Origin of the sequence: Sphingomonas sp., assembly GCF_026460985.1 — a bacterium.
GTDB lineage: Bacteria > Pseudomonadota > Alphaproteobacteria > Sphingomonadales > Sphingomonadaceae > Sphingomonas.
In genome coordinates, this window is the sequence record NZ_JAPKNM010000078.1 from 1 (window position 1) to 22,984 (window position 22,984).

Annotated in this window: 21 protein-coding genes; 6 read left to right on the top strand and 15 right to left on the bottom strand. The window is 68.4% G+C overall.

All coding sequences use genetic code 11. The annotated features are described in order from the left end of the window. On the bottom strand, positions 1-433 hold a 433-nt coding region (locus MT490_RS13030; RefSeq protein WP_297388322.1), incomplete at its 3' end, for an Arm DNA-binding domain-containing protein. A gap of 389 nt (positions 434-822) precedes the next feature. Here MT490_RS13030 and MT490_RS13035 point away from each other — a divergent pair. Both MT490_RS13035 and MT490_RS13040 read left to right on the top strand, forming a co-directional pair. Then, complete coding sequence (locus MT490_RS13035) at positions 823-2,130, top strand: FAD-dependent oxidoreductase (protein WP_297388324.1); 1,308 nt, start codon at positions 823-825, stop codon at positions 2,128-2,130. Positions 2,131-2,297: 167 nt separating this feature from the next. Further along, positions 2,298-2,783, top strand: coding sequence for a hypothetical protein (locus MT490_RS13040; protein WP_297388327.1), 486 nt, complete (start codon positions 2,298-2,300; stop codon positions 2,781-2,783). 15 nt (positions 2,784-2,798) lie between these two features. Here MT490_RS13040 and dapF read toward each other — a convergent pair whose 3' ends face one another. Continuing rightward, a complete protein-coding gene (gene dapF / locus MT490_RS13045) occupies positions 2,799-3,716 on the bottom strand; it encodes a diaminopimelate epimerase (protein WP_297388330.1) in 918 nt (305 codons plus the stop codon). 64 nt (positions 3,717-3,780) lie between these two features. Next, complete coding sequence (locus MT490_RS13050) at positions 3,781-4,452, bottom strand: glutathione S-transferase family protein (protein ID WP_297388333.1); 672 nt, start codon at positions 4,450-4,452, stop codon at positions 3,781-3,783. Positions 4,453-4,552: 100 nt separating this feature from the next. Between MT490_RS13050 and MT490_RS13055 the strand changes: the two genes are divergently transcribed. Continuing rightward, positions 4,553-7,009: a DUF2339 domain-containing protein gene (locus tag MT490_RS13055; RefSeq protein ID WP_297388335.1), complete on the top strand. Its 2,457-nt coding sequence runs from the start codon at positions 4,553-4,555 to the stop codon at positions 7,007-7,009. A gap of 7 nt (positions 7,010-7,016) precedes the next feature. Here MT490_RS13055 and MT490_RS13060 read toward each other — a convergent pair whose 3' ends face one another. Next, a complete protein-coding gene (locus tag MT490_RS13060) occupies positions 7,017-7,493 on the bottom strand; it encodes a DUF6456 domain-containing protein (RefSeq protein ID WP_297388338.1) in 477 nt (158 codons plus the stop codon). Positions 7,494-7,585: 92 nt separating this feature from the next. Between MT490_RS13060 and MT490_RS13065 the strand changes: the two genes are divergently transcribed. Both MT490_RS13065 and MT490_RS13070 read left to right on the top strand, forming a co-directional pair. Further along, positions 7,586-8,149, top strand: coding sequence for a helix-turn-helix transcriptional regulator (locus MT490_RS13065; protein WP_297388341.1), 564 nt, complete (start codon positions 7,586-7,588; stop codon positions 8,147-8,149). A gap of 82 nt (positions 8,150-8,231) precedes the next feature. Beyond that, on the top strand, positions 8,232-8,594 hold the full coding sequence (locus MT490_RS13070; protein ID WP_297388344.1) for a hypothetical protein: 363 nt from the start codon (positions 8,232-8,234) through the stop codon (positions 8,592-8,594). Positions 8,595-8,630: 36 nt separating this feature from the next. Here MT490_RS13070 and mtnA read toward each other — a convergent pair whose 3' ends face one another. From mtnA to MT490_RS13125, 11 genes are all read right to left on the bottom strand, one after another. Beyond that, positions 8,631-9,698: an S-methyl-5-thioribose-1-phosphate isomerase gene (mtnA, locus tag MT490_RS13075; protein WP_297388346.1), complete on the bottom strand. Its 1,068-nt coding sequence runs from the start codon at positions 9,696-9,698 to the stop codon at positions 8,631-8,633. Beyond that, the gene (gene mtnC, locus MT490_RS13080; protein WP_297388349.1) at positions 9,695-10,378 is read right to left on the bottom strand and encodes an acireductone synthase; all 684 of its coding nucleotides are present in this window, start codon (positions 10,376-10,378) and stop codon (positions 9,695-9,697) included. The genes mtnA and mtnC overlap by 4 nt, the downstream gene beginning before the upstream one ends. Beyond that, positions 10,375-10,923, bottom strand: coding sequence for a cupin domain-containing protein (locus MT490_RS13085; RefSeq protein ID WP_297388352.1), 549 nt, complete (start codon positions 10,921-10,923; stop codon positions 10,375-10,377). Before MT490_RS13085 ends, mtnC begins: the two co-directional genes overlap by 4 nt. Beyond that, on the bottom strand, positions 10,920-11,558 hold the full coding sequence (gene mtnB, locus MT490_RS13090; protein WP_297388354.1) for a methylthioribulose 1-phosphate dehydratase: 639 nt from the start codon (positions 11,556-11,558) through the stop codon (positions 10,920-10,922). The genes MT490_RS13085 and mtnB overlap by 4 nt, the downstream gene beginning before the upstream one ends. Before the next feature lie 271 nt (positions 11,559-11,829). After that, positions 11,830-12,108 (bottom strand): hypothetical protein, encoded by a 279-nt coding sequence (locus tag MT490_RS13095; RefSeq protein ID WP_297388357.1) that lies wholly within the window; start codon positions 12,106-12,108, stop codon positions 11,830-11,832. 4 nt (positions 12,109-12,112) lie between these two features. After that, positions 12,113-12,454, bottom strand: a complete 342-nt coding sequence (locus MT490_RS13100) for a hypothetical protein (protein ID WP_297388359.1) — start codon at positions 12,452-12,454, stop codon at positions 12,113-12,115. Between the two features lie 23 nt (positions 12,455-12,477). After that, positions 12,478-14,589, bottom strand: coding sequence for a hypothetical protein (locus MT490_RS13105; RefSeq protein ID WP_297388362.1), 2,112 nt, complete (start codon positions 14,587-14,589; stop codon positions 12,478-12,480). A 336-nt stretch (positions 14,590-14,925) separates the two neighbouring features. Next, on the bottom strand, positions 14,926-16,530 hold the full coding sequence (locus MT490_RS13110) for a S8 family serine peptidase (RefSeq protein WP_297388365.1): 1,605 nt from the start codon (positions 16,528-16,530) through the stop codon (positions 14,926-14,928). Between the two features lie 252 nt (positions 16,531-16,782). Next, entirely contained in the window at positions 16,783-18,645 is a 1,863-nt protein-coding gene (locus MT490_RS13115; protein ID WP_297388367.1) for a TonB-dependent receptor, read from the bottom strand. 8 nt (positions 18,646-18,653) lie between these two features. Then, complete coding sequence (locus tag MT490_RS13120; RefSeq protein WP_297388369.1) at positions 18,654-20,507, bottom strand: hypothetical protein; 1,854 nt, start codon at positions 20,505-20,507, stop codon at positions 18,654-18,656. Continuing rightward, positions 20,504-21,556: a ferritin-like protein gene (locus MT490_RS13125; RefSeq protein WP_297388372.1), complete on the bottom strand. Its 1,053-nt coding sequence runs from the start codon at positions 21,554-21,556 to the stop codon at positions 20,504-20,506. Before MT490_RS13125 ends, MT490_RS13120 begins: the two co-directional genes overlap by 4 nt. A 348-nt stretch (positions 21,557-21,904) precedes the next feature. Here MT490_RS13125 and MT490_RS13130 point away from each other — a divergent pair, with 348 nt between their 5' ends. Then, the gene (locus tag MT490_RS13130; RefSeq protein WP_297388374.1) at positions 21,905-22,876 is read left to right on the top strand and encodes a hypothetical protein; all 972 of its coding nucleotides are present in this window, start codon (positions 21,905-21,907) and stop codon (positions 22,874-22,876) included. Positions 22,877-22,984 lie beyond the last annotated feature (108 nt).

Genomic DNA, 22,984 nt, shown 5'->3' on the forward strand with positions numbered 1-22,984 from the left:
TCTTGCCCAGAAGCGGGATGATGTGGCGGTTGATCCGGCCGAGGTCGGTGATCTTGGTGCTGGCCTTCTTCGGCCGCCCGCCCTTGCCGAGGATGCGGCCGGCATCGAGTTCGGCGATGTATAGCTCGCACAGCTCCTTCACCGAGATAGCCTTGCGCGCGCTGTTCCGATCTTCGAGCGGGTCGTTGCCCTTGGAGACATCCGCCAGGGCTTGAATGGCCAGCGTGCGCGCCTGCTCGGCGGTGATCTGACCGTGCCGGCCCAGCTTCATCCGGCGTCGCACATTGTTGGCGTTCCGGTAATCGACGAAGTAGGTTCGGGTGCCGGAAGGCAGGACGAAGACGCCAAAGCCCTTCAGCTCGCCGCACCAAACGGTATATTGCCGGTCGCGTGGCTCAGCCTTGTCCACGACGGTTTTCGTAAGTTTCGACATATGCACCTCGCTAGAGCGGGCTCAAAAAACTCACCAAAAACTCACCACGGGATCGAAAACAGTGGGTGTCGTTGGCGTAGCTCAGAGAACCTCATGAGTCAATAAAACGCCGCATAAACAGTGGTTTAGCGTGCTCTAGCGTTGGGTTGGCAAGCCTGTCGTAGCGCTGTAGTTCTAGCTCCGAAGGCAGAGGCCACAGGTTCGAATCCTGTCGGGTGCGCCAGCTTTTCCGCCAATCTTGCTACCGACACCGGTTTTTGCGCCGGTGTCCGTCCTGCGAGGGCGCCTTCCAGGCAAGAAGATCAGGCGACCCGGAGGTTCCTTCTTGCAGAGAGACCTTGTCTGCTGGTCTGGTCGCACCGTCGACAAGCAGAGCGAGGGGCACGAAGATGGGAACCAAATGCCAGATCGTGGTCGTGGGAGGCGGTGCGGGCGGCCTTGAGCTCGTTCGGAAGCTGGGCGCCCGCTACGGGCGCAAGCGACACGACATCATCCTGGTCGAGAAGAACCGAACCCATATCTGGAAACCACTGCTGCATGAAGTCGCGGCGGGCTCGCTGGACGCGAATCTCGATGAGGTAGGCTATCGTAGCCATTGCCATCGCTGGGGCTACCGCTTCTTCTGCGGCACCTTCGCTGGCGTCGATCGCAAGGCGCGCGAAGTGATCATCGCGCCTCTGCTCGACGATGACGGCAGCGAACTCATCGGTGAGCACAGGATCCGCTACGACTATCTCGTATTGGCCGTAGGCGCAGTGAGCAACGACTTCGGAACGCCCGGTGTCATGCGCAACTGCCTGTTCCTCGACGATCGCGCCTCCGCCGACCGGTTCCGGAACAAGCTGCTCAACCATTGTCTTCGAGTGTCCCGCGCCATGGGCGCCCGACCGGCAGAGGATGCACATGTTCGCGTGGTCGTCGTGGGCGGAGGCGCTACGGGCGTCGAGCTTGCGGCCGAGCTCTACAACGCAGCGGCGGCGCTGCGGCATTACGGCCTGGAGGTATTCGACGAAACGCGTCTCAGCGTTACGCTGATCGAGGCAGGACCTCGCATTCTCCCCGCATTGCCCGACCGGCTTGCCGAGGCCGCCCATGCGGAATTGGAGAATCTCGGAGTCCGGGTGCTGACGGGGCGGAGAGTGACCGAGTCCCGGCCGGATGCCATCGTCACCGACGTCGGCGACATCGGGGCCGATCTCCAGATCTGGGCCGCCGGCGTGAAAGGCGCCGTTCCGTCGGATATGGACGGACTCGAGCTAAGCCGTGGCCACCAACTGGTCGTACGGCCGACGCTGCAGACGAGCGCCGATGACCGAATCTTCGCGATGGGCGATTGCTGCTGTTACGTTCCGGCCGGGGAGAGTCGACCGATCCCCCCTCGCGCCCAGGCGGCCCACCAGATGGCATCGATGGTGCTGGCCAATCTCGACCGGATCCAGAAGGGCAAGCAACTCGGGTCGTTCGTGTATCACGACCATGGCTCGCTGGTGTCCCTCAGCCGTTTCTCGACCGTGGGAAGCTTGATGGGCAATCTGATCGGCGGACGGATGGCGATCGAGGGTCGCCTGGCGCGCTTCGTCTACAAATCGCTTTACCGGATGCACCTCATCGCCGTGCACGGATGGATCAAGGGTGCGATCCTCCTGACCGTCGGCAGGGTCAACGCGATCATTCGCCCCCGCCTGAAACTGCACTGAAGGCGAAAACCCCAAGGCGAGTGCCACCGGCAATCATTCCAAGCCGGCTTCAGAAAGCCGCCAGCCGTGGTTGGACGCATAGCGGACGCACTCGGCGCAACTGAGGCGAAATATCTGCACGAATAGGAAGGTTCGTGCTAGCCTGTGGCGGCCAAAGGAGGCGTGCCATGGGGACCGCTTATCTGTTGCTGCCGCTCACGTTGCTGGCGACCCTCGCTTTGCCGCAGCAAGCCCTCTCGCCCGCCGACCAGGCCGCGGCGTTCCGTGCGGCCGGGTTCAAATTGGAGGGCAGGCAATGGAAGGCCTGCGGCGATCCCGGCACGGCCGGCTATATGCCCGGCGCGATCGAGCGTGTCGTCGACCTCAATGGCGACGGCCGGCCCGAGGCGGTGATCACCGAGGGCAGCGGCTACTGCTTCGGCATGACCGGGACCGGCTATGCGATCGTCGGCAAGCAGGCGGACGGATCGTGGAAGCGGATCGCCCAGGGGCCCGGCATCGTCACCGTGCTGGCGACCAGAAGCGCAGGCGGCTGGGCGGACATCGAGATCGGCGGTCCCGGCTTCTGCTTCCCGGTCCTGCGCTGGAACGGGCGCGCTTACGTGCGCGTGCGCCACGAATATGAGGGCAAGCCCTGCAGGCCGGGGAACTGACCGAAGGCGCGCGGCTCAGGCCAGCGCCGCCACCGCCGCGCCCCAGGCACGAGCCTCGTCGTCGCGCCGGGCATGGATCGTCACTTCCGCCACGCTGCCGGTCGCCGGATCGATCTCGACGCTCGCATCGTAGAGGAAGCTGGCATTGCCGCTGATCGTCACCACCCGGTCGGCGGCCGCGCACCCGCGCACCAGCCCGCCCTTGTTGAACACGCGCACCTCGGCGCCCAGCGGCACGCGGCCGGTGAGCCCCGCCGCCAGCACCGAGGCGGCCATGGCGCTGCCGCAGCTGTCGGTCAGCCCCACGCCGCGCTCGAAGGTGCGCACGAACAGGTCGGGCCCGCGCAATTCGACGAACGAGACGTTCGCCCGTCCGGGGATCAGCGCCGGCCCCGTCTCGCAATATTCGCCCAGCGCCACCAGTTCGGCCTCGTCGACCTGCTCGACGAAAGTCACCAGATGCGGGTTGGGCATCGCCACCGCAGTGAATGCGCGAGCGCTCGGCAGCTCGGACAAGGCCCCGCGCACGCCGACATCGGCAAGGTCGGTCGAGGCCGGGCCGACCACGGTGCGGACCGTCACCACCCCCGGCGCCAGCTCCGCCTCGCGCGCCACCTCGGCCGAGCTGGTCTTGAGCTTCACCCGCGCCGCGTCCACGCCCAGCGCCTCGAACCCGGCGCGCGCCACGCAGCGCAGCCCGTTGAGGCAGGTCTCCGCCTCGGACCCGTCCGAATTGAACATCCGCATCCCGAAGGCATGCGCGTCGTCGCCCGCGGTGAGCAGCAGCAGCCCGTCGCCGCCCACCGGCCCGTCGCGATCGGCGAGCGCCCGCGCCACGCGCGCCCATTCGGCATCGTCCAGCGCCAGCGCGCGCGCGTCGATCAGCGGGAAGTCGTTTCCCGAGCCATGGCATTTGGTGAAGGCGAGCCGCATGCCGCCCATCTAGGGCCCGTAGCCGGCACCCGCAACGGCCGTGACGACGCGGCTCGCCTACCCGTCAGGCGGCCTGTTGCGCGGTCACCGGTCCGCCCATCGCCGTCACCATCGCCTGGTCCTTGGCGATGATTTCGGCGAAACTCGGCCGCGCCAGCATCGCCTCGACATAGGCCGCAGTGCGCGGATGCCGCGCGGCATTCACCTTGACGCCGATGCAGCCGAGCGTCGCGAAGGGACTCGCCACGGCGATGTCGGCCAGGGTCAGCCGGTCCTCGACCAGGAAGCCGCTCGCCGGGATCACATTCTCGAGATGGTCGAAGATCGGCGGCAGCAGGTCGCGCTCGGCCGCCTCCGCGGCGGCATGGTCGCACTCCTGCTTGAGCACGCGCGGCCGCACGAAGCGGTTGCCGAAGATCGCGGCGCCGGCCGGCATCATCAGCGTATCCGCCAGCTCGTCGAACCAGATCGTCCGCGCCCGCGCCCGCGGCTCGAGCGGGATCAGGTTGGGATCGGGAAACTTGGCCTCGAGATAGGCGACGATCGCGGACGAATCGGAGATCAGGAAGTCCTCGTCCTTGAAGCCGGGTATCTTGCCGAAGGGGCTGGCGGCCTGGAAATCGGGCCCGCCACGCCCGAGGCCGGCCGGCTGGAGCTCTAGTTCCAGCCCTTTTTCGGCCCCGAACACCATGCATTTACGGACATAGGGCGACAGCGTCGAACCAAATACGATCATGGGACATTCCCCTCCATGATGCCGCAAAACTGGCACTCCGGACCCGGGGAACACCTAGTTTGCCACGACAGCGCGAAACCGCTGTGCCAAGGAGAAGCCGGTGAACGCCTTCACGCTCCTGCTCGCCCTTGGTGTCGGCGCGGCCTTCTTCGTGGTCCTGCGTCGCCTGACTGTTGTGGAACAGGAGTTGCGCCGCGTCGAGTCACTCCTGGCCCGGATCGAGGAGCGGACGTCCCATTTCGTCGCAATTGATACGACGCCCATCGCCGAACACCCTGCGGAAGCCGCGCCGCCGCCGGCCCGCACCGCGCCGTCCAGGCCGCCGATCAACCTCGAATCGCTGATCGGCGGCAGCCTGCCGATCTGGATCGGCGGCGCCGCGCTCGTCCTCGCGGGCTTCTTCCTCGTGCGCTATTCGATCGAGAGCGGGCTGCTCGGCCCCGCCACACGGACGGTGCTCGCGGCCCTGTTCGGCCTGGTGCTGATCGCCGCGAGCGAAGCCGCGCGCCGCCTGCCCGCGACCGCCGAGGATCCGCGCGTCGCGCAGGTGCTCGCCGGCGCGGGCATCGCGAGCCTCTACGGCACGCTCTACATGGCGGCCGCGCTCTACCATCTGATCACCCCGCTCACGGCGTTCGTCGCGGTCGTCCTCGTCACCGCCGCGGCGATGGGGCTCGCGCTGCGCCACGGCCCGCCCACCGCGGTGATGGCGCTGATCGGCGGCTTCGTCGCGCCTTTGGTGGCGGGGTTCGACGCCGCCGGAGTCGGGCCGCTGCTCGTCTATCTCGCTTTGTTCACCGGCGCCTTGTTCGGGCTCGCCATCCATCGCGGCTGGGGCTGGCTGGCGCTGGCGGCGAGCATCGCCGGCTTCGCCTGGATCAACTTCCTGATCGCCGCGCTCCACGGCCGCGGCGACGATCTGTCCGCGGTGGGCGGCTTCACCATGCTGCTCGCCGCCTGCGGCAGCGCCGCCCTGCCCGCCACGGGGATGCGCAATCCCTGGCTGCGCCTCGCCCCGCTCGTCGCGGGCTTCGTCCAGCTGCTCGCGCTCGCCCCCTCGCTCGAATTCGGTCCGCTCGCCTGGAGCTTCTACCTCGTCCTCGCCGCGGCCGCCCTGTTCCTGTCGTGGCGCGAGGCGCTCTATCTCCCCGCCGCGCTCGCCGCGCTCGGCTTCCTGCTGGTGCTGGAGGCGCTCGCGCTGTTGCAGCCCGAACGCAGCGCCACCCCGGTCGCCGCGGCGATCGCCACCTTGCTCTTCGCGGCCGCCGGCCACCTCCTCGCGAGCCGCAGCCGGGGCTGGGCCGCACTGGCGCTTGGCGGCACCGCGGGGCCCGTGCTCGTCGCCCATGCCTGCGCGCCGTCGCTGCTCGCGCCCTGGGCATGGGGCGGCCTCGAGCTGCTCGCGACGGCCGCCTGCGCGCACCTCGCCTGGCGGCACAAGAGCGACGCGGACGACCCGGTGCTGACCGCCGCGAGCCTGACGACGGGTCTGCTCGCCACGCTCGGCCTCGCCCAGTTCGTGCCCGACGCCTGGCTCAGCCTGCCGCTCACTTTGGTGCTGCTCGGTCTCGCCGGCTGGGCGCGCGTCGCCAGGGCGCCCGCCTTGTTCACGCTCCCGGCGCTGCCCTATCTCGCAGCCTTGCTGGCGGCCGCGCTGCCGCTGATCGACCTCGTCCAGATGATCAGCACGTCGCTCGGCGGCGACCGGCTGCCCTTGCTGCGGCTTCCCGCGCTTGCCGAACTGTTCCGCGCGCTCGCTTTACCGACGCTGGCGCTGCTCGGCGTGCTGATCGACCCGCGCCAACTCGGCCGCGCGCGGCGCGCGGTCGGCAGCGTGGCGACCGGCGTCGCCATCCTGCTCCTCTACGCGCTGGCCAAGCAAATCCTCGCGATCGGCACGCTGCCGCGCTTCGTCGCGTTCGGCTTCGTCGAGCGCGCCTTGCTGACCCAGGCGAGCCTCGCCGCCGGCTGGTATCTGCTGCGCAGCCGCCGCCTGCCCGCGCTCGCCGCCTTTCTGCTCGGGCTCGGGTTGGTGCGGCTGGCCTGGTTCGACCTGCTGATCCTCAACCCCGCGATCGAGGCGCAGGCGGTTGGCCCGATCCCGCTGCTCAACGCCGCGACGCTCCACATGGCGCTCGCCGCCTTCTGGCTGTGGACGCTGCCCAGGTCGCAGGCATGGCGCGCCGGCGCCGCATTGCTGACCATCGCCGCCGTGCTCGCATTGGTACGGCAGGCGACGCATGGCAGCATCCTCACCGGGCCGGTGCGCACGCTCGAGAATGGCGGCTATTCGGCCGTCTTGCTCGGCGTCGCGCTCTTCTGGCTGTGGCGCGGCATCACCGCCGGGATCTACGACCTGCGGATCGCCGGGCTCGCATTGCTGACCCTCGTCACCTTCAAGGTCTTCCTGGTCGACGCGGCGGCGCTGGACGGGCTGATGCGCATCCTCTCCTTCCTCGCGCTCGGCGTCACGCTGATCGGGATCAGCTGGGCCTATAGCCGCTTCCTCGCGCGACCGGCGCCGTCGCCGGAAGCGCCGCCAGCCGCCGAGGCCTGACGCGCCTTCAGGGCAGACGGTAATGATCGGCAATGCGATCGAGCGCGAAGGTCAGGACGAGCTTGCCCGCGCGGCTCGGCCAGCCGAGCGCCTTCTCCGCCGCGACCAGCCCCTCGCCCGCGCAGACCACGCGCCACAGCACATCCGAGAGCCCGGACCCCGCCGCCGCGATCGCCGCGTCGAAGCGCCGCCGCGCCGCGATCTGGGCGAGCGTCGGGTCGAGCGCCTCGGGAGGGCCGCGCCGCCCGCCCACGCGGGGGCTCGCGTCCCAGCGCATCGTCACGCGCGGCCCCAATTGGGCGGTCTCGTAATCGGCGCGCAGCCGCTCGCCCGCCTCGAACTGGCGCGCGTCCAGATGACCGCGCGCGCGCAGCCAGGTCAGCGGCGATTCGGCTAGATTGACCGTCACGCTCCGCCGTGCACGCCGCGCCGGGGCGCCCGTGGCGCCGAGCTGGTGGATGTCCCGCTCGATCAGCTCGCGCATTTTTGATCTCCTTTTGTTCTGATTCGTCCCTCTTGCCATAGAGTCCTGTTTGTAGGAAAGAGAAAAAACCAAATCGGTTAGGAGTTGCGTAGATGATCACGGCGATCCGCGAAGTCAGGCGCGCAAAGGGTCTCACGCTCGAGGAAGTCGCGCAGCGCTGCGTGCCGCCCACCACCGCGCAGACGATCGGGCGGCTCGAGACGGGGACGCGTACCGTCTCGGTGGGCTGGCTCAACCGCATCGCCGCCGCGCTCGGCGTCGATGCCTCGGACCTCGTCCGGCTTCCCGATCGTCCCGAGATCGCGGTCGCCGCGGTGCTCGACGGCAGCGGCGTGCAGGCGCCGCGCCGCCCGGCTTCGGTCGTCCCGCCGCGCGGCGAGCCGGGCATGGTCGCGGTCACGGTCGGCGGCGGGATCGGCGATTATCGCGCCGGCGACGAGATCTGGTGCGACCGCCTGGGCCCCGACGCCTATGCGCGCGCGCTCAACCGCGACGTGCTCGTGCCGCGCCCGGCGGGGCGCTTCCTGTTCGGCCGGCTGATCGGGCGCGAGGGCGACAAGCTCCATCTGTTGCCGCTCGGCGCCGGCGCGCGCCAGCAGGTGGTGAGCGATCCCCCCTGGATCGCCTGCGCGGTACGTCTCGTCCGCGCGCTCTAGGCCCTTGCGATCCCTCTTGCCGGGCGCCCCGCGGAGGCGCAGTCTGTTCCCACAAAAGGGGTAAGAACAGGAGGGGATTGCGATGATCCGAATGGCAATGACGATCGCCGCCACGCTGACGTTCGCCGCGCCGGCGCTGGCGGAGGATTGGGACTTCATGCTCACCAACAATACCGGCAAGGCGATCAAGTCGATCGAGATCTCGGCGGCGGGCGCGGGCAGCTGGGCGCCCAACAAGTTCGACCCCGAGCTGCGCAAGGAAGCCTCGGTCAAAGCGGGCGGCAAGACCACCGTGCATTTCGACAAGGGCTCGGGCTGCAAATACGATCTCAAGGCCAATTTCGAGGACGGCACCTCGGCGGTGTGGCCTGGGATCGACGTGTGCGCCAACAGCTATGTCACCATCCGCTACGACGGGGGAAAGCCGAGCTTCAAGACAAGCTGAGCGCGGCGGGGGCAAGGCCGGCGCTCGCGCCACGCCTCACTTCGCAAGCAGATCCGACAGCGCCTGCGGAGATGCGATCACGCCCTCCTCGGTCAGATAGCCCGAGACCAACGCGGCGGGCGTGATGTCGAACGCAGGGTTGCGCGCAGGAGAGGCGATGGTGGCGACGCGGCGCATCACGCCGTCTTCGTCGGGGCCCTGCAAGTAGCGCACTTCGTTCGCAGAGCGCTCCTCGATCGGCACGCTCGCCCCGTCGGGGGTGCCGGGATCATAGGTGCTCGACGGGAGCGCGACATAGAAAGGCACGCCGTGCGCCGCCGCGGCCAGCGCCTTCAGATAGGTGCCGATCTTGTTGCAGACGTCGCCATTGGCGGTCACGCGATCGGTCCCGACGATCACCATGTCGACCTCTCCGCGCTGCATCAGCAGCCCGCCGGCATTGTCGGTGATCACGCTGTGCGGAACCCCGTGGCCGGCAAGCTCGAAGGCGGTCAGCGCGCCCTGGTTGCGCGGCCGCGTCTCGTCCACCCACACATGGAGGGGGATGCCCTTGTCGTGCGCGAGATAGATCGGCGCGGTCGCCGTGCCCCAGTCGACCGTGGCCAGCCAGCCGGGGTTGCAATGCGTCATCACGTTCACCGGGCCGCCCTTGTTGCGCGCGACCTGCTCGATCAGCGGCAGTGCCGCCGCGCCGATCGCCCGGTTCGCGGCGACATCCTCGTCGCAGATCGTGCCCGCGACGGCATAAGCGGCGGCGGCGCGCTCGGCGGGCGGGAGCGGCAGCACCGCTGCCCGTACCCGCTCGAGCGCCCAGCGCAGGTTGACGGCGGTCGGGCGGGTCTTGAGCAGCGCGGCGAAGGCGGTTTCCAGCCCGGCATCGGACGGATCGTCGCGCAGCGCGAGCGCGAGGCCATAGGCGGCCACCGCGCCGATCAGCGGGGCGCCGCGGGTCGCCATGTCGGCAATGGCCTCGGCCGCTGCCTCCAGCCCGGTCAGCCGCATCCGCCGGACCTCCCAGGGGAGATGCCGCTGGTCGAAGATGCCGACGCTCCACCCGTCGGGCTCGAGCCAGATCGAGCGCGTCGCTTCCCCGTCGATCTTCATGCGGCTTCCTCCGGCAGGATGGCGTCGAAACTGGATGCGACCGGATAGCGGTCCGCCGTCGCGGTGCCGTCGCGGGCGAGCAAAATGACCGACAGGCCCGCCTTATGGGCGGCGTCGAGCTCCTCGACCACGTCGGACAGGAACAGGATCGCCTGCGGCTCCACTCCGATCGCGCGGGCGATGGCCGCATAGGAGCCGGACTCGCGCTTGGCTCCGATCGCGGTGTCGAAATAACCGGCGAAGAGCGGCGTCAGGTCGCCCGCGTCGCTATGGCCGAACAGCAGCTTCTGCGCCGCGACCGATCCCGACGAATAGACGTAGAGCGGGATCCCGCGCGCATGCCAGCGCCGCAGCCCGGCGGCCGCATCGGGATAGACATGGCCGGTGAAGGCGCCCGTCGCATAGCCCTCCGCCCAGATCATGCCCTGCAGCGTCTTCAGTGGACCGATCTTGCGGTCCGCGTCGTGCCAGGCGAGCAGGCGCGCGATGCAGCCCTCCCTATCGAGGTCCGGCGCGCCCGCCTCCACGCGCACTTGCGCCAGCACCGGCGCCGCGGCCTCCGGGTTCGCGCGCAGGAAATCGGCGAGCCCCGCGCGCGCATAGGGGAACAGCACTTCGGCGACGAACGCGATGCTGGAGGTCGTCCCCTCGATATCGGTGACGATCGCGCGCGGGCTCACGCGGCGCCTTCATAGAGCGGGATCGATTCCGCGATCGGATCGCCGGTGAAGCGCGCAACCCAGCCGTCCGGCGTGGTGAACAGCCGGATCGCGGTGAAACGCGGCCGCGCGCCGGTGTCGAACCAGTGCCGGGTGCCGGCCGGCAGGACGATCAGGTCGCCCGCGGTGCATTCGAGCGCGTGCACGGTCGCGTCGCCGCGGATGTAGAACAGGCCGGAGCCCTCGACGAAGAAGCGGACCTCGTCGTCGTCATGGACATGTTCGGACAGGAACTTGGCGCGCAGCTCGGCGCGCTGGGGATGATCGGGCGTCAGCCGCACGACATCGCACGAACGATAGCCGCCCCGCGCCTTGAGCCGGTCGATCTCCTCGGCGAACAATGCGAGGATCGCGGCGTCGCTCGGCTCGTCGCCCAACTCGACGGCAGCCCAGCGTTCGAGACGCACGCCGGTCGGCGCCAGCGCCGCCGCGATGGCCGCATGGTCTCGGATCTCGTTCTCCGCGCCGAACGGCGCCGTATCGCGATATTGCGTCAGCCGGGTCATTGCCGTGCTCCCTCGCCTTTCGCCGCTTCCCATTCGCAGGCGAGCAGATATTCGCTGCCCTCGGCCACGGCCTCGGCCGCCGCCATCGTCGCGCCCCAGGCATAGAGGCCGTGCCCGCGGATGTAGAAGGCCGGCAGGATCGGCGACCGCGCGGCGAGCAGCGGGCGAAGCGTTTCCGCCAGCGCCGCCATGTCCTGGCTGTTCTCGACCAGCGGCATCGCCACCGACGTCGCATGGGTATCGATGCCGGGATAGATCTTGAGCAGCTCGTATCCGGACAGGAGGATGGCGCTCGCATCGGCCAGCCTGCGGCTCAGCACGACGCCGGGGATCGAATGGGTATGCAGGATCGCGCCCGCGCCCGGATCCACCGCATAGATCAGGCAGTGCAGCAAGGTCTCCGCCGACGGCTTCTTGCCGTCGAGCGGCGCGCCGTCCGGGGCGACGCGCATGACCTGGTCGCGACCGAGACGCCCCTTGTGCGCGCCGGAGACGGTGATCGCCAGCGTGCCGTCCGCGAGCCGCATCGAGTAATTGCCCGCGGTGGCGGGCGCGAGACCGCGCTGGTCCAGCCGGTTGCCCGCGGCGACGATGGCTTCGGCGGCTTCGGCAAAGCTGGTCATGCGATCCTTCATCGACGGGCGCCCGATCGCCCTTCGAGCTGTGGTATGACGACCTGATGACACTGGCCAGGCGTCGAATTGCCGGATCGGCGATCTAGCGCGGATCGACGTTCAGGCGAGCGCGGCCTTTCCATCCTCCCCCGCCAGGGGGAGGTGGCACGCATAGCGTGACGGAGGGGGCGGAATCACTGCGCTCAATTGGAGAGGGCGCTGCTTACCTCCCCCTCCGACGCCTTCGGCGCCACCTCCCCCTGGCGGGGGAGGATTTGGATGTCGATACGATCTAGCGCGCCGTCGCGTTTGTATCGACCTCGAACAGATCGCTCCGCAGGAACGTCGCGACATCGCGCTGGTCCACATGGATGGACCGGCCCTTGCGCCCCGGCCGGTACACCGCGCCCGACACCGGGCCGCGGAACGCGACGTCGTTCGGGCCCGTGTAGAGCAAAAGGACGGTGTCCCGGTCCGGAACCGATCCGGCGGGCCGCGATTGCGCGATGGTTGCGGCACGCAGGATGCCGTTTCGCGCGGCGGCGCTTCTTCTGCCGTTGCAGCATGTCATTGCTTCAATCCCGTTCCTGGCCGTCCGCCGGCGGCAGATCGATGGCGGGGGGCTCCGCGACGCTTCGCAGCGCGGCCGCGAGATGCTCGATCGCGCAGGCGGCGCCCGACAGGCCCAGCCACAGGACGACGATCTGCGCGGCGCCGCTTCCCAGCCAGAAGGCGAAGGGCAATGCGAACCACAGGCTGAGACAATAGGGGCAATCCATCCATCGCCCCCATTGTCCCCGCCCTGCCCGGAGCCGCAGGGTCGCGATCAGGTCGAACGGTCCGTCCTCATGCGCCACCAGGTGGCACAGTCGCCACGTCGCAAGCGCGGCGACGAGGAAGCCGAACCATTCAGCCATCGGCGATCCCGCGGCCCGGCTCCTCAATCGGCATTGAACACCGAGAACGCGACGCTCGGGTAGATCGGCGCGTGATCGGGATCATATTGCCAGGGCGGCACGACGAGATGCCCGCCGTCGAACCCGCTCGGGCTGAACGACCGCGAGGAGACGGTGCCGCCGAAGCTGTAGGTTCCCTGCGCCGCCAATGCGGGCAGCCGGTAGATGACCTGCAAGGTCTGGCTGTTGTCGCCGGGGCTGTCGTGCCAATGCCAATAGGCCCCGCCGAAGAAGCTGCCGCCACTGTGGCTGAACACGGCGAAGTCGCCCGATCCGCATCCCGAGGCCGCGAGACTGAGCGACCGGAGATGCAGCGCCGCGCCGGTGAAGGTCACGCGGAAATACATGTCGTGCGGCGTGCTGCCGCGTCGTACGACCGGGCAGATCGTGTCGATCGGCACCCAGGGGCCGCTCGACGATGCGGAGGTCTCGACCAGGAACGACGCGGTCGGGGCGCTGTTGTCGACGGTGAAGGCCACCGGATCGGACTCCGAGCTCGTCGTGGTGGCGTCGCCCAACTCGAGCACCACCGAATAGAGACCGCCCGGCATGTTGTAGCTCGGCCAGTCGAGCAGCAGGTCCTGCGGCAGCCAGGGGTTGGGCCCGGGCGGCAGCGCGATCGGATACCAGCCATTGCCGTCCGCCATCGCGACATGCCATTCGCCGACCCCCGAGCCGTTGAGCCGGTAGAGCGGCCAGCTGAGCCCGACGAAGGGCGTGGGCGGCGTGAAGGTGGCGCCGTGATCGGCGCTGTAGCGATAGACCAGGCGATAATGGGTCGCCGCGGCGTCGGTCCGGTTGCAGCCGAACAGCGACAGCACGCCCCTGAGCGGGGACTGCGCCGCGCCCGGCATCGGATCGACGACATTGCCCGAGGGATGCGAGCGGTTGGTGCGCACCGCATAGCCCGTCGCGCTGTCATAGGTCGCCGGATCGCCGGTGACCGGTAGGCGCCCGGCGAGCACGATCGCCGGCTGGTTGCCGCACGGCACCGGCGGCGCGCCGCAGATCGTGGAGGTGCGCGCATTGGGGGCGGCGTGCAGCGTCACCGGCGGGATCGGGCCGGCGTTCCAGCGGACCTGGAAATGGCCCTCGCCGTAGATCTGCTCCTCGACGCCGTCGCCATTGGTGTCCTGCAGCACGCGGAAGGTGATGTCGGGCACGTCGATGATCGGCGACCAGACCGGCACGAGCACGTCGAAGCAGCGCTTGAACGGCCCGATATAGCGCCGCAGGTCGAGGCCCCGCAGGTCCTCCGGATTGATCGCGAGCTGGTGCCCCAGCGTCGCCGCCGCGGGATGCGTGTCCGCGACCTTCGACGACCGGGTCGGCTTGGGCACCGGAAGCGACCGCAGCTCCGCCGGCAGCGGGGGACGGATATGATCGAGCAGCGCCGGCGCCGCGAGCTCGGCGTCGATCGCGGCGCTGCTGGTGCCGAAGCCGGCGGGGATCTGCAGCCTGCTGACCTTGGTCGCGATGTCGCGGCCGAAACTCTCGGCGACCTTGGCCACCAGCTCGCCGCGGCCGATCCGCTCGAACGGCGCGGGATCGGGGCCGGGCCCCGGGCGCGGGAAGTCCGGGATGCGCTCGGGGATCAGGTGGTCGATGATGTCCCGGATGTCGGGGCGTTCGAACAGGATCGGGAAGCAGCGCCGCTCGAGGCGGAAACGCAGCACCCAATCGATGTCGAACCGCGGGATCCAGACGCAGAAATTACCGCATTCGTCGGTCTGCGCGGTGGCGATCACTTCGCGGTGGCAGAGGATCGGGAAATACCAGCTCCAGGGCGATTCGACCGGGAAGAAGCCGAGGAACGAGCAGTCGGTATCCTCGACCTGCACGGTCGCGAAGGGAACGGGCTGGTCGACGCCGGTCACCGGATCGGTCTTGACCACGCGGCCGCAGACCTTGCGGAACAGCAGCAGCGTCAAGTCGATCTCGAAGGGGTATTTCTTGGCGATGTCGGCGAGGGTCTGGCCGGCCAGCCTTTCGGCGGGGAGGTCGGTGAGGGCGGCGAGGCGGGCCGCGGAGGCCTTGCCCAGCTTGAACTTCGCCGGATCGGCATTGGTCTTGGTTACGCGCGTTTCACGAGGCATCGTCTTGCTCCTAGTCTATGTCCAGAAGCGACCGATTAGCTATTTCTTGGGGAGTGACGCGGGCATGCGCCACACTCCCGTATTCACAGGATAAATGCGCGCCCTGTCTTTATTGAACGGTATTGGGGTCTTATCAGCCCACGCAACCCGACTCGATAATGGTAAACGCCAATCGCTTCAAAATCAACCTGCGCCATCGGCCCGTTGATTTGCCCGAATGATCGCCTTCGAGGGAGACGCGGAGCGCCCGGTCGATCAGGGCAGCGTTCGATCGTCCCGCGTTACGCCCGTACCGGACGAGCCGGGACGCACCGGCGCGACACGATCGCGGTTCGTTCAGACGGCCAGCTGCACCGCCCGTTCGGCATTGACGCGCCCCCAGCCGTACCAGGCGCTCCGCCCCGAGGCATCGTAATTGCCGTTGGCCGGATCGATCCGATCGCAGGACTGGCGGAGAAGCGTGCTCACCTCGTCACGCGACAGCGTCGGTTTGACCGAGAGCATCAGCGCGACGACGCCCGCCACGCCGGGGCAGGCGCTCGAGGTCCCGCCGAACCGGCTGGTGAAATAGCCCGCGGCATCGCCCTCGCTGGCGTGCCCGCTGTTATAGCCGCGATGTCCGCGCCGGTCGGTCGTCCAGATACCCTGCGTCAAGGGCTTCGGCCGGCCGCTGGGCGCATGCGCGAAGTCGTTGCTCGGGAAGGCACACCAGACCGCTGCGCCATAGTCGCTATAGCAGCTCCGCACGCCGCGGTCGTTGCACGCTGCGACCGCTATCACCTCGGGATAGCTCGCATAGCCGTCATGTTGCACATCCTCGTTGCCGTTGCCGGCGGCGAACAGGATGATGCACCCCGAGCCGTTTCGGCCGTGCGTGGCCGCATGATCGATCGCGAGCCGCGTGCTGGCCGGGATCGGCCAGGTTCGGGTGTGCAGCGGATCGTGGGGATTGTCCCACTTGCCATCCGCCGGCCCCCAGCTGCACGAGATGACGTCCGCACCCTTGTCGGAGGCCCATTTGAACGCGTCGGCCTCGGCAGTGGAGCCGAGCGCCGACGAGAGGCGGATCGGCATCAGCTCGGCGTCGGGCGCCACGCCGCACGCACCCACGCTGCCGGCGGCGCAGGCGACTCCCGCGCAGGCGGTGCCGTGATTCTCGGGGTATAGGGGATGGCTGTCCTTCGGGCGCGGATCGCCCGTGCCGAGCGTGGCGTCGCGCGGGGCCACGATCCTGCCGGCGAATTCGGGGTGGTCGATATCGAACCCGTCATCGATGACGGCGATCGTGACTCCGGCTCCGGTCGCGATCTCCAGTGCCGCCCCGACATGGGCGTGCGCGCTGACCGCCACGCCGGCGATCGTCGCGTCCGCGAGGTGCCATTGCTCGGGATAGGGGCCCTTGGGCACGCGCCGCCGCACGATCTCGGGATGGGCGAACTCGACATCGCCGCGCTCGAGGAGCCTGTCGGCGATCTCGAAGACCTCCTGCCCTCTGCCGTCCGCGGCCGCGATCCAGGCGTTTTCCGCATAGTCGACACGGCGCTTCGCCGTCAGATGATAGTCGGCAAGGATCGCGCGGCATATGTCGTCGTCGAGGGCGTCGATGAACTTGACGAACAGATTCTCGGTATAGACGACCGGTTCGCCGGATTCGTCGACCAGGACTCTCCCGGCGAAGCGGACGTCGTCGGTCATCCCGCGAAGCATCGCCTTGGTGGATTCGGCGGCCTCGGCCGTGGCTTCGGGCAGGCGATAGACCCCGACATTGGCCTCGGGAAAGCTCGCGACTAGCGCCGTATCGGCCAGGACGCGTTCGAGCGGCCCGTCCACCGGCGGACCGCGCCGCGCGATCGGACGATGTGTCCGGACGGCTATGAACTCGTTGGTCTGCGCCAGTGTCGTCGCCGGCTCATCCTTCCGGCCAAAGCGGACTTCGGGCATCGCGGATCCCCCAATTGGTTGGACCACAGCACGCTACGTCACGGCCAAGCCAATAGCTGCGCCAGGTCGACCATATCGACCCAGTGGCTTGGCACGCATTTACGAAAAAACTGTCATGATATCTTTGATCATGATGAGTCTTACATTGACATATCTTTATCGTTTCTGTCAATTGACTTCGATTTCGCCAAAGTCGTCGTGCATCTTATTGGGAATCATGCTTCTCTGCATGTCCGGCGTCTGCCGCACCGCTCAGTTGAGAACGAGCATGACGCGAAGATTGGCGCCTCTCGCCGGGGTGCCGACCGCGCTCCAGCTTCGATTGCCGCCGAGATTGAGCAGCGAAAGCCGCATGGCGACGCGATCGGACAGGGCGTATCGGCCGCCCAGATCCGCCTCGACATGGCCGCTCGTCGTCCGCGGGCCAGTCGGAATCGCGCTGTCGGCGAAGCTGCTGTTGCCGCGAAGCATGGCGGTCGCCTCCCAGGGGCCATGCTGCCAGGTCACGCGCACATTGCCGGTCCAGGCCGGGCGCCAGCGGAGCGGAGTCGCGCTGTCGATCGCCAGATAGGTGAGCGCGCCGCGGACGGACCATCCGTTCCCCGCCGCGGCCTCGGCGGCAAGCTCCGCTCCCTGCGTGCCGACCCGGGCGCGATTGACGAGCCGGAAGCTGCCGGCATCGAAATCGATCAGGTTGCGGAAACGGTTGTCGAACAAGGTCAGCGCCAGACGTCCGCGGCCGAGCGGCCAATCGATTCCGGCTTCGATGCTGCGCCCCGTCTCCGGCGCCAGCGCCGGATTGCCGATCAGCGGGTGGCCCAGCGCGTAGAGGCTGGGCCGCTTATAGCCGTTCGCGGCGCGGGCGGAGAGCGTGGGACCATCGGGCGCGACTTGCCAGGCGATGGCGCCGCGGCCCGCCCAATGGCCGTCGCCGCCGGAGAGATGGTCGTAGCGCGTCGCCCCGGTGAGCGTCAGGCGTGCCGCGAGGCGGAGCGTCGCCTCGGCGAAACCGCTATGCGTCACGCGGGTGAGCGCGAAGCGCACCGGGAGCGGGAAGCCGAAGTCGAGCGTGCCGTCGCTGCTGCCGTCCTCGCGCAGGATCGCGCTCCCCAGGGCAAGCGTCGCGGGGCCCGCATCCGCCGCGAGCGAGGCGGTCGCCTCCAGCCGGGCGAAGCGGGCTTGCACGCGCGTCGCCGGAACGCCGTCGAGCACGCCGGGCGCGATCGGCGGGCTGTCGCTGTCGTGATGCTGGAGCGTATAGCCGAGCGAGAAAGCGGGCCGCACGCGCGCCGCGGGGTCGCGGGCGATCGAGACGCCGGCAAGCGAGAGATCGCCGTCCCGTACCTCCCGGGTGCGGATCACCGCGAGCAAAGGCCCGCCGCTGTCCTGTGGAAAGGCCGTGCCGTGCGTCGTGGCGTGCAGGCCGATCGCATCCATATGGAAGCCGCCGATCGCCTGCCGGGCGCGCGCTAGCGCCTGGGTACGGCGAATGCTCCCGGCAGGGTCGTCGTCGCCGCTGTCATATCGGCCCAGCGCGCCCAGCAGGCCGCCGCCGCCCCAGCCAGCGGCCGCCATCGCCGTCGCGGCGCCACTCCCGCGGCTATCCAGCCAGGCCGAGCCGCCCAGGTCGAATCCCTCGGCGGGCGGCGCGCGCGTCACGATCTGCACCACGCCGGAAAGCGCGTCCGAACCGTGGATCGCCGATCCTGCGCTGCGCGCCACCTCGACGCGCTCCACGATCGCCGGATCGAGCAGCGTGAAATCGAAAGCGCCGCCCTCGCTGTTGGTGGGATCGTTGAGGCGGATCCCGTCGATCAGCACCGCGGTGAAATTGCCTTCGCCGCCGCGGATCGACAACAGGCTCGGCCCCGCCGGACCGGCGAGCGGCGCGGCGCGGACGCCGGGCAGGTCCGCGAGCATCTCGAGCAGCGACTGGGGCTGGCGCCGCTCGATCGCCTGCCGGCCCGCGATCTCCACGCCCGCCGGGTCGCCGGTCCGCGAGGCCGTGACGAGGATGACGTCCGGTCCGGCCGGATCCGCGGTCTGCGCCTGGGCGACGCCGGAGATCGCGAACGCGATGGCGGGCGCGGAAAACCGCGCGAAGCGAATGCGCAAGCCGGCCCTCAGTGGCTGCGCATCGCGCGGCTGAGCTTCGCGAAATTCGGCTTCTGCGCGGGCGCTGGCTCGGCGAGCTTCCTGGGCGCCGCACCGCCGCCCAGGAAATTGTACAGCAGCCGGCGCTGGCCCGCGGTCATGTCGCGCGTCACGGGCATGAAGCGGAAGCTCTCGAAATTGGCCGGATCGGTGAGCTTGCGGATCGCCGTACCGTAGGCGCGCACTTGCGCCTCGTCGCCGAGCAGGAGCCAATTGTCCATGCACGGCGCCATCGCCTCCCAGTTCGACAGCACGTAATTGTGCACATTGTCCCAGCTCGGCTCCATCGCGCCGACGGCCGCATCGGCGGGGAGCACCCGCAGGTACATGTAGGTATAGGTCTGGGTGTCGAAGGCGTTCTCGGTCACCGGAAGCGTCGGGTCGTCGCCCGGCTGGAACACCAGCCCGACGACCGTCCCCGTCGCGCCGGCGAGGGGGAAGCGCACCTGCCCCGCCGCGTCGGTGGTCCGGCCCAGCCCGGTCGCCTGGGTCGCCCCGAGCTCGGACATGGTGACCTTGACCCCCGCGCCGGCGGGCACGCCGCGATCATAGACCTGGACGAGCGTCTCCACCGAATCGCCCTCGTCGATATAGAGGTTGGGCTGGCTGGGAACGGCACGCAGCGGCGCTTCGTCGAGATATCGGGTGCCGTCGCCGCCGAGCAGGCCGAGGTCCATCTTCGCGAGTGTCGCGGCGAGGCCGGGATCGAGTGGAATGTCGACGATGCCCGACGTCGCCTCATAGGCGGCCTGGTCGTATCCGGCGGCCGGGATCGTCGCGACGTTCATCACCGCGACGGCCGGCGGCGGATCGGCGGCCACGATCGTGAGGTCGCCGAGATCGACCTTGGTGGGCGTGCGGCTGTTCCAGGGAATGCAGTTCGACAGGTCGAGCGTGAGGCGATCGCTTCCCACGCGCGCCCAGGCGGTGCCGCACACGGCCGGCGCGATCTTGGGATCGCTGCTGACCGGGATGGGCACGCTGGTGGTCAGCAGCGCCCGATCGCCCGGCTCGTGCATCGAATCGCCGCGGCGCCAGAGCCCCACCGTGCCGACGAGCAGGCTGCGCGCGGGATTGGGCTGGAAGCCGCCGGCGTTCAGCTTGGCCTGCAGCGCCTGGCCGGCCGCGGCGGTGGCGGGGGAGCGGTTGGAAAGCGTGGGGTCGTCATAATAGACGGTGCGATAGGTGACGAAGCGCACCATCACCCCGAGCACGTCCTCGTCGCCGTTCACGCATGCGGAGAGGGCGGCGAGCGCCGCCGAATCGTGCGCGTCGATCGTCAGTCCCAGATGCTTGTCGAAACAGGTCTGCCAGACCACCGAGGCGACGCCGGCGATCATGTTGTTGGCGGGATTGGCCGAGAAGTTGACATAGCGGTCGGTGAAGCGCGTCACGCGCTTGCCGAAGATGCGGCAGCCGCCGTCGATGCCGAAGCACATGTCGTCGAAGAACAATTGCGAGGAATAGGCGCCATAGGGCTCGCAGTCGACGAGCATCCCGGTGAACGAGACCGGCGAACCCACGAACGGGTCGCTCGTGTCGAGCCCCTGGCCCAGGTCCACGCCCGAGATGCAGCTGCTGTAGAAAGGCGACCGATAGGTTCCGGCCGGGTTCCAATTGCCCGCGCTGACGATCTCGTCGATCGCCGCGGTGCGGAAGCCGGCGACGTTGGCGCTCCCCACCGTCTGGGCATTCAACGTCGAATCGCAATCATCCTCGTCATAGCCGGCAGGGGCCTGGTTCGACGGATAGTTGTTGGTGGTGACCGGATCCCAGCTCACCTCGCCCTTGAAATAGACGCGCGGAATCTCGAGCACGCTCATGCCGCGTCTCCCTTGGTTTGAGATTCGCCTGCCGTTCCGGCGGGCCCTGCCAGATAGAGAAAGGCCGGCCCCGCTACCGAGACGCCGTCGGCGAGCGGGGTGTTGAGCGCCCGGATCGCCGCCATGCGGAGATCGAACATCGCGCGCACCGCGATGCCGAGCCCCGCCGCATTGCCGCTGAACGCTGTCGTGAGCGCGTCGACCATCGCCGTGAACGCCGCGTTGCATTCGGCCTGCGCCTGCTGCGCGGCGGGCGGATCCTGGGAGAAATCATGGGTCTCGGGATCGGGTATCGCGGGATAGACCGCCTGCCAGTCGACGCCGAGCGGACCGCCCCAGGCATAGCCCACCGGATTGGGGTCCTTCTCGAGCACCTGGTTCTGGAAGACTTCCCAGAAACGGTAATAATGCGCGAGATAATGTTCGAAATCGAGCGGGCTGCCGGGATTGTCCGGCGACACCGGCGTGCCTTCGCCCTCGGAGACGATGTTGCCGATCGCGCGATGCGCGTCGGCATAGCCGTTGACCGCGAAGAGCTCGCCCTGGAAGAACTGCGCGTCGGTGATCTGGTTGCGGTTGGCGGTCCAGGCCGATGCGGGCAGCGCCGCCAGGGCCGCGTCCAGGCGTTCATAATATTCGCCGATCGTTACCCCCGGCGCCGCCGCCAGCTTGCGCTGGGGCGGGTCGATCGGCTCGGACGGCTCCTCGATCGCCATGCCCTGCTGCATCGCCGCCTCCGAGAAAGGCAGGAGGTGCAGGATCAGCCCGCCGCCCACGTCTCCGGGCAGCGAGCCGGGATAATGCGGCGGGTTGATCGCGGGCGTGCCGCCGATCGCGTTCATGATGTTGCACGCCAGGCACATGTGGATCATTTCCTCGCGCACGATCGAATCGAGGCGGCTCGCCGCCGGCGCGTTGCTGTCGGGCAGGATCGAGAATTTGGCGTAGAGATAGGGCGGCAGCGTCGCGAACTCGAGGTCGACGGCGTTCTGGACGAGCTGCTGCACGTCCTCCACGCTCTGCGGTTCCGTCCAGAGAACGCGTATCATGGGCCCCTCCCGGCAGCCGCCAGCGCGGCCGCGATGACGTGCGGTCCGACACCCGGGAGATTGCGCGCCTGCCGAAGACGGCCGAAAATCGGCAATAGTTCCCCGCTCCGGCCCGACAGGCCGAAGTGCAACCGGCAGAAACGCGAAATACCCGAGAGTTATCTTATTTGAGGCGACTCGCCCTGATCCACAGGGATACGATCAGGCTATGTAATGTGCGTCCGCATGACAAGTAACATTTGTCGACAACGGACCCATATGAAGAATGCATGGATTGAGCTTGTATTCGGATCGTAATATTGCTCGTCCATGGGATATGCCGCCGGCAGTGCCGGCAGGGGAGGGAAGATGCGCAAGGCGCTGCTGTTCGGTCCGGTCTCTGCCACCCTCCTGAGCCTTTCCTTGCCGGCGCATGCACAGGTCTACCAGACCTATGGCGCGCACAATCCGGCCGAGGCCAGCCCTTGCCAGGTGAAGAATTGCGTATATCCGCGCGGGCCCGGCGAACCCGCCGATCCGATCTGGCCGGAATATTGGCAGTCGGACTGGACGATGTACCGCGTCTTCAACGGCTACGACAAATATCCGCCGCCCTATCCCGGCGCCCCGCCCAAGGCATTGAAGGACGGAACCGACTATCAGGTGTCCCATGGCGCGAGCTTCTATGATTCCACCTGGCGCAGCGCATCGGGCGAGGGCGCGATGATGGAGCGCTACGACAAGTTCTGCCTGCCGATCTTCCCGATCGAGAACAATTATTCGTGCAAGTTCATCTCGCTGGGCGACACCGCCTATTTCGTGGCGGGAGAGGGCCGGCCGGCCTGGATGCCGCGCATCTGCCTCTTTTCGCCCAAGAACCATCCGCCGCGCCGCGACTTCATCTCGCACCTGCCCTATAGCGCGGCGGACAGCCAGCGGATCGGCAAGGGCGGGCAGGCCTATTCCTTCTGGGTCAGCGCGGCCAACGGCTATGTGATGCAAGTGGGCGCCAGCCCTGATCGCACCCAGGACGCCGGCATCCTGTTCGGCTACGGCTTCCAGACCGACGCTAAGGGCGGGCTGGTTCCCCAGTCCTTCTACTTCTCGGGTTACCCCATGGCGCCGGCGAACGCGCCGATCGTGAGCCAGAACTACACCAACTTCGCCGCGACCCAGCCCCCGCCGGATACCTGGGCGGAAGTGGCCGGGCTCGATCCCGACACGCTGCCGCGCTGCCAATTGTTCGACCCGCCCAGCACAAGCGACGCAAAGGGCAAGCTGACCGCCACACCGGCGAAGCGCGCGCCTACCTGGGGCGATATCGGGCGCTGGAAACCCTAGAGCGTTTTCCGAGCGACGTGAATCGTTAGGGATTCCCAAGGGCGTAGTTTTCTGATTCACGCTTCCTGCTGGTGAAGGAGGCCGGCGTGGATGGGTCGGATGCTTTCG